Annotated in this window: 3 protein-coding genes and 2 pseudogenes; all 5 read right to left on the bottom strand. The window is 64.8% G+C overall.

Features of this window, described 5'->3' with window-relative positions; translation table 11 throughout:
* Positions 1-175: pseudogene (locus EN964_RS38770) on the bottom strand (GlxA family transcriptional regulator); the annotation flags it as partial.
* 245 nt (positions 176-420) lie between these two features.
* On the bottom strand, positions 421-1,602 hold the full coding sequence (locus EN964_RS24505; protein WP_127269719.1) for a PLP-dependent aspartate aminotransferase family protein: 1,182 nt from the start codon (positions 1,600-1,602) through the stop codon (positions 421-423).
* Positions 1,599-3,020 carry a pyridoxal-phosphate dependent enzyme gene (locus tag EN964_RS24500; RefSeq protein ID WP_127269717.1) on the bottom strand — a complete coding sequence of 474 codons (1,422 nt, stop codon included), beginning with the start codon at positions 3,018-3,020 and terminating at the stop codon, positions 1,599-1,601. The genes EN964_RS24505 and EN964_RS24500 overlap by 4 nt, the downstream gene beginning before the upstream one ends.
* Positions 3,021-3,280: 260 nt before the next feature.
* The gene (locus EN964_RS24495) at positions 3,281-4,615 is read right to left on the bottom strand and encodes an FAD/NAD(P)-binding protein (RefSeq protein WP_127269715.1); all 1,335 of its coding nucleotides are present in this window, start codon (positions 4,613-4,615) and stop codon (positions 3,281-3,283) included.
* 31 nt (positions 4,616-4,646) lie between these two features.
* A pseudogene (locus tag EN964_RS24490) lies at positions 4,647-4,857 on the bottom strand (Rrf2 family transcriptional regulator); the annotation flags it as partial.

Raw genomic sequence — 4,857 nt, 5'->3', positions numbered from 1 at the left:
GGCCTTTTGTGCCGCCGACGATGATCCAGCGATAGCATTCTCTTTTCGCCAGGACATTGGCGGCACGCAGCGGCTCAATGACCGAGCTGAACGCCATCATCGGAAAGCCGGGGAAGACCAGCACCGCGAAGGTGAGAGGGGTGTCGGTGGGTTTGGGTGGGGCGTGTGTGGCCATGGGCGCTAGACTTCGGGCAGATGGAGTGCGGCGTCAATTGGCCTGATGCTTGAACCCGGAACGTCAGCGCCGCCCCTCACCTGCCTGCCGGCATCCTCTCCCCGTAAACGGGGCGAGGGACGCTGTTATCGGCGCTTACGCCAATCACCGGCGGCCGCGGCTAGCGTCTTTCTCCCCGTCGCTATACGGGGAGAAATGCCCGGCAGGGCAATGAGGGGCGGCGCCGATTTTGGCGATTTGAGGGTCTATCCCCCCAGCGCCTGCTCCAAATCCGCGATCAGATCATCTCCATCCTCGATCCCCGCCGACAATCTTACCAGCGAATCCGATATACCGATCTCGGCCCGTTTCTCGGCCGGAATGGAGCCATGCGTCATCAGTGCCGGATGCTCGATCAGGCTCTCCACGCCGCCGAGGCTTTCGGCCAGCGTGAACAGCTGCGTGCGTTCGAGGAACTTTTTGGTGCCGGCTAGGTCGCGGTCGAGCACGGCTGTGATCATGCCGCCGAAGGCGTGCATCTGCTGGACGGCGACGGCGTGCTGCGGGTGGCTGGCGAGGCCGGGATAGATGACGCGGCGCACGTCGCGGCGCGCTTCCAGCCACTGCGCGATCTTCAGCCCGTTGGCGGAATGACGCTCCATGCGCAGCGCCAGCGTCTTCAGCCCGCGCAGCGCCAGAAAGCTGTCGAACGGGCCCGAGATGGCACCGATGGCGTTCTGCAGGAATTTCAGCTGGGCGGAGAGATCCTTGTTGTCGCCGACCACGGCGACGCCGCCGACCATATCGGAATGGCCGTTGAGATATTTGGTGGTCGAATGCACCACGATGTCGATGCCGAGCTCCAGCGGGCGTTGAATATAAGGGCTGCAGAACGTGTTGTCGGCGACCGACAAAATGCCCTTGCGCCTGGCGAGTGCGGCGACGCCTTCGAGGTCGACGATGCGCAGCAGCGGGTTGGTCGGCGTCTCGACCCACAGCATTTTCGTCTCGGGCCGGATCGCGGCCTCGACGGCGGCGAGGTCGGTGAAGTCGACGAACGAGACCTGCAGATTGGCCGAGCGTTTGCGCACCCGCTCCATCAACCGGAACGAGCCGCCATAGATGTCGTCGGTGGCGACGATGTGAGCGCCGGAATCGAGCAGCTCCAGCACGGTGGCGATCGCCGCCAGGCCGGACGCGAAGGCAAAGGCGGCCGAGCCGCTTTCGAGGTCGGCCACGGCGCGCTCGAAGGCAAAGCGCGTCGGGTTCTGGCTGCGGGCATATTCAAAGCCCTTGTGCACGCCGGGCGACTGCTGGGCAAAGGTCGAGGTGGCGTAGATCGGCACCATCACCGCGCCGGTCAGCGGGTCGTGGCTCTGGCCGCCATGGATGGTGCGCGTCGAGAAAGCCAGACGGTTCTTGCCCGGTGGTGGTGTTTCAGCGGTCATCGTGCGCGCCTCAGATGGTTGATCAGGTCGATGCGGGTAATCAGCCCGACGAACTCGTCGCCGTCGAAGATGATGGCGACCTCGTTGCGGTCGAAGACCGGCAGCAGCGCATCCAGCGTCTGGCTGGCCTGCAGCGTGTGCAGATTGGAGGTCATGGCCGTGCGGACCGGGCCGTTGAAGCGCTCCCAGCGTCCGTCATAGGGGCCGTCGACCTTGGCCAGGATGTCGCTTTCGTCGACGATGCCGACGAGCTTGCCATTGTCGAGCACCGGCAGCTGCGAGACATCGGAACGGCGCATGCGGCCATAGGCGTTGAGCAGGCTTTCGTCCGGGCCGACATAGACGGTGTCGCCGGTGCGGTGCGAGCGCATCACCAGATCGCGCAGATCGCCATGCTGCTCGTGCTCGGCAAGGCCCTGCTCGGCCAGCCAGAAATCGTCGAACACTTTCGACAGGTATTTGTTGCCGCTGTCGCAGACGAAGGTGACAACGCGTTTGGGCACCGTCTGCTCGCGGCAATAGCGCAGCGCGGCGGACAAAAGCGTGCCCGAGGATGAGCCGGCGAGGATACCTTCCTTCGACAAGAGGTCGCGCACCGCCAGCATGCTCTGCTTGTCGGGGATCGAATAGGCCTTCTTGACCAGCGACAGATCGGCGTTGGGCGGCACGAAATCCTCGCCGATGCCTTCGACGGTCCAGCTGCCGGCCTCTTCCATCTTGCCGGTCTTGATCAGCGGCGCCAGCACCGAGCCGACCGGATCGGCCAGCACCATTTCGGTCTTCGGCGACACTTTGGCGAAGTAGCGGCCAAGCCCGGTCAGCGTACCGCCGGAGCCGACGCCGACGACCACCGCATCGACGTCACCGTCGAGCTGCGAAAAGATCTCCGGACCGGTGGTGGTCTCATGCGCCAGCGGATTGGCCGGGTTGGCGAACTGGTTGGCATAGAAGGCGCCGGGCGTTTCCGCCGCGATCTTCTCGGCCATGTCCTGGTAATATTCGGCATGGCCCTTGCCGACATCGGAGCGCGTCATGCGCACCTCGGCGCCGAGCGCGCGCAGATGCTGGATCTTTTCGCGCGACATCTTGTCTGGCACGACCAGCACGATGCGGTAGCCCTTGGGGATGCCGACCTGGGCAAGGCCGAGGCCGGTATTGCCGGCGGTCGCCTCGACGATGGTGCCGCCGCGCCGAAGCTTGCCCTGCTTTTCAGCCGCGGCGATCATCGACAGCGCGATACGGTCCTTGATCGAGCCGCCCGGGTTCTGGCTTTCAAGCTTGATGAACAGCCGGCATTTGCCGGTGTCGAATTTGGTCAGTTCGACAACCGGCGTCTGGCCGATCAGGTCGAGGACGGATTTGTAGGGCGGACGCAGGCGGGACAATTCGTCGGCTGCGGCGATCTCGTGCTCGCTCATATCGATGCTCCATGACCAAGCGACCGCCTCTGGGCAGGGCGGCAGCGTATCCTCTTTTCCAGCCCTTTGCAGTCGGAAAGAAGATAGATCGTGCCAATCAACCGGCCAGATGCGGAATGAAATTCCGGGTTTGGGTTGGCAAGTGTCGCTTCGAAGTCCGGCGAACCCTCCGCGCGTTCGTCATCCTAGGGTCTCCGCGACGTCGCTTCGCTCCTGCTCCGCCCTAGGATGACGACGGCGTTGGGGTTTGCGCGGAGCTCTCATCCCAGCAGCTGCTTGCTCAGCCTCGCACACTGCACGCGGATATCGGGAATGGCGTCGATCTCGAAGAAGGTGCCGCGCGTCAGCGGGCCGACGGCGAGGATCTTGGCCGAGATGGTTCCGTCGCCGGCGATGATCTCGCATTTGGCCGATACATCGAGGCCGATGCGCAGCGGATCCGGCCGTGCCAGACCGCGGTCGACCAGCGAGCGCACGACGCTGTTCGATGAGGTCGAGATGTCCCTCACGATACCAGAGCAATCGTAGATGCGGGCGACCTCGAAGGTCTCGAGACGCTGCGTGTGGCGTGACTGGACCTGGACGGTGAATTCGCCGTTGCGCGCGATGTCGACGACGCGGCCGGCGACCAGGCGAATGCGGCCGGATTGCACGGCTTCGGTGACACGGGTGTAGACCTCGGGCGCCATGCGATGGCGGTGGATGTCCCACCAGGCCTTGGTGTGCTCGACGAAGCGGCGCTTGGCGGAAGCCGGCCAGTTCTGCCAGATCTTCTGGTTGAACGGCCGCAGGCCGTCGACGACGTCGCGCCAGTCGATGCCGGCCTTCTGGTTTTCCTTGATCAGGTCGCGGAACCAGCCGACGAAATAGGAGAGCTGGGTGCCGAGCGGAATGTCGGCGACGTCGAGCTTGATCGGATTGCCCTTGCGATGCGGCGAGGGCAACAGGCCGCGCCGCGACACAGCTATGATGTCGCCGCGATGGCCGCGCTGTTCCAGCGCCAGGAAGGCATCGACCATGCTCAGGCCGGTGCCCAGCACCATGACGCCGGCGTCGGTCGGAAGTGCTGTATCGGCTTCCGATCCCATCCTGATGGCATGGCCTTGCGCCGGCTCCTCGTCGTGGCCGGTGGCCAGCACGGCGAGATGCGCAACGACGCTGGTGCCGTTGGCCAGCGCCACTTCGACACCGGATGCGGTGGGCGTGATCGAGAGGCTTTCCTCGCGGATCAACCGAAGCCGCCCGGTCTGCTTTTCGCGCGCCTGCAGCTCGTCGAGCAACTCGCCGAGGTAACGGGCATAGATGCTGCGCGGCGCATAGAAGGGCGCCTGCTCGGCCGTTGCCAGGCCGCGCTCCTGCAGCCAGCGCCAGAAATTGCCGGGATCGTCGGCATAGGCGCTCATGCCGGCGGCGCTGACATTCAAGACATGCGCCGACAGCAGTGTCGAATAGGCGATGCCCTGGCCGAAATGCGGGCGCCTTTCGATCAGCGTGACACGCAGGTCGGGATTGGGCGACTTCAGGAGATGCGCGGCCAGCACGACGCCGCTGGCGCCGCCGCCGACAATGATGATGGAGTTGGCGCGCCCGGTCATAGGCGTGCCTTCGCTCTGCGCAACGCCAGTGTCAGGCCTGGACCTTCACCGCGACCGGCAGATCGCCGATGTCCCTCGCGACCGACAGGTCGTCGAGAGAGATATCGCGCATTTCGGCGAGGCTGCGCTGATCGAGCACCTCGGCGATCGCCTGCCGGACCTCGAGCATCAGATGTCGGACTTGGCATGTCGCCTCGTTGCAATCTTCACAGCGCTGGTACTGGGTGCGGCTGGCGCAGGGG

This window comes from Mesorhizobium sp. M7A.F.Ca.CA.001.10.2.1, assembly GCF_003998575.1.
Classification (GTDB): domain Bacteria; phylum Pseudomonadota; class Alphaproteobacteria; order Rhizobiales; family Rhizobiaceae; genus Mesorhizobium.
This window is presented reverse-complemented; position numbering and strand designations above follow the sequence as displayed.

Bases quoted from the DNA above. Each gene is read 5' to 3' on its own strand.
- EN964_RS24500 (WP_127269717.1), bottom strand. From the start codon at position 3,020: ATGAGCGAGCACGAGATCGCCGCAGCCGACGAATTGTCCCGCCTGCGT.
- EN964_RS24495 (WP_127269715.1), bottom strand. From the start codon at position 4,615: ATGACCGGGCGCGCCAACTCCATCATCATTGTCGGCGGCGGCGCCAGC.
- EN964_RS24505 (WP_127269719.1), bottom strand. From the start codon at position 1,602: ATGACCGCTGAAACACCACCACCGGGCAAGAACCGTCTGGCTTTCTCG.